Annotated in this window: 1 protein-coding gene and 1 pseudogene; both read left to right on the top strand. The window is 68.2% G+C overall.

The genetic code is table 11. From position 1 onward, the window contains the following. Positions 1-194: pseudogene (locus tag CXQ96_RS18550) on the top strand (copper resistance protein CopC); the annotation flags it as partial. 177 nt (positions 195-371) lie between these two features. Continuing rightward, positions 372-1,508 (top strand): MFS transporter (locus CXQ96_RS17770; protein ID WP_104119359.1); only part of this gene is annotated, 1,137 nt, incomplete at its 3' end.

Genomic DNA, 1,508 nt, shown 5'->3' with positions numbered 1-1,508 from the left:
CCGCGGCGACCGCCCCCGCGGACGCGGAGCCCTCGGCCACCGAGGACGCAGGGCAAGTAGATGCGGCTCCCGCAAGCCAGAACAGCGACGACAACACAGGCACCGTCATCGGTATCGCCATTGCCGCCGTTATCGCGGCCGCGGCGATCGCCTTCTTCCTCGGGCGCCGTGCCCGGGGCGGAGCCCAAAGCTAGCTTGTTCCCAGCGCCACGAAGGGCCCTGCCGTCACATCGGTGGGGCCCTTCCGCGTTCCGGCCGCTGCAGGGTAGCTGCAGAGCCGGAGGGGTGCCACCGACAGATCGCGTTCGTAAGTGCGTAAGGATGCACCTATAGTGGGGGGACTTGTTCCTGTACGAGACGGGCTTCTCCTCATGCTTTCTGTCCTGCGCCACTCCGCGTACCGCAATCTCTTCACCGCGCAGGTCGTCGCCCTGCTCGGGACGGGCCTGCTCACGGTCGCGCTGGGCCTGCTCGCCTTCGATCTGGCCGGCGGGCAGGCCGGCGCCGTGCTCGGCACGGCCCTGACGATCAAGATGATCGCCTACGTGTTCGTCGCCCCGGTGATGGCGGCCCTGGTCGAGCGCCTGCCCCGGAAGGGTGTCCTCGTCGGCGCGGACCTGGTGCGCGCGGCGATCGCGTTGAGCCTGCCTTTCATCGATCAGGTGTGGCAGATCTACGTTCTGGTGTTCATCCTGCAGTCCGCGTCCGCGACCTTCACCCCGGCGTTCCAGGCGCTGATCCCCGTGGTCCTGCCGGAGGAGAAGGACTACACCAAGGCCCTGTCCCTGTCCCGGCTCGCCTACGACCTCGAGTCCCTGGTGAGCCCGCTGCTCGCCGCGGCCCTGCTGACGGTGATGAGCTTCCACAACCTCTTCGTCGGCACGATGGTCGGGTTCCTGGTGTCCGCGGCAATGGTCCTCGCCACCGGCCTGCCGGCCGTCCCCGCGGCCCAGCAACAGGGTTCCCTGCTGCACCGCACCACCCTGGGCACCCGGATCTTCCTGCGCGAACCATCCCTGCGCGGGCTGATGGCCCTGAACCTCGTCGTCGCCACAGCGACAGCCCTCGTGCTGGTTAACACCGTCGTCTACGCCCGGGACCTGTTCGGCGGAACCAACACCGACGTCGCGATCTCTCTGGCGTTCTACGGTGCAGGGTCGATGCTCATCGCATTCATTGCACCACGGGCCCTGGAACGCACACCGGACCGCACCTTCATGCTCCTCGGTGGCGCTGTCCTGACGGTCGGTCTGCTCGCCGCGGCGTTCCTTGCCTCCACCAAGCAAAGCGGTGCGAATCCCTCGGGCACTTCGTGGGCGCTCTTCCTCGGGCTGTGGGTCGTCCTGGGCATCGGCACCTCGATGATCAGCACTCCATCCTCACGCCTGCTGCGCCGGGTCGCCACCGATGACACGCGCAGCTACCTGTTCACCGCCCAGTTCTCCCTCTCCCACGCCTGCTACCTCCTGGCCTACCCCCTCGCCGGGTGGGTCGGAGCCGCCGCCGGC

It is taken from the genome of Arthrobacter sp. B1805 (assembly GCF_002929745.1).
Lineage (GTDB): Bacteria > Actinomycetota > Actinomycetes > Actinomycetales > Micrococcaceae > Arthrobacter_D.
The sequence above is the reverse complement of the archived record's forward strand: the minus strand, read 5'-3'. Positions and strand labels throughout refer to the sequence as shown.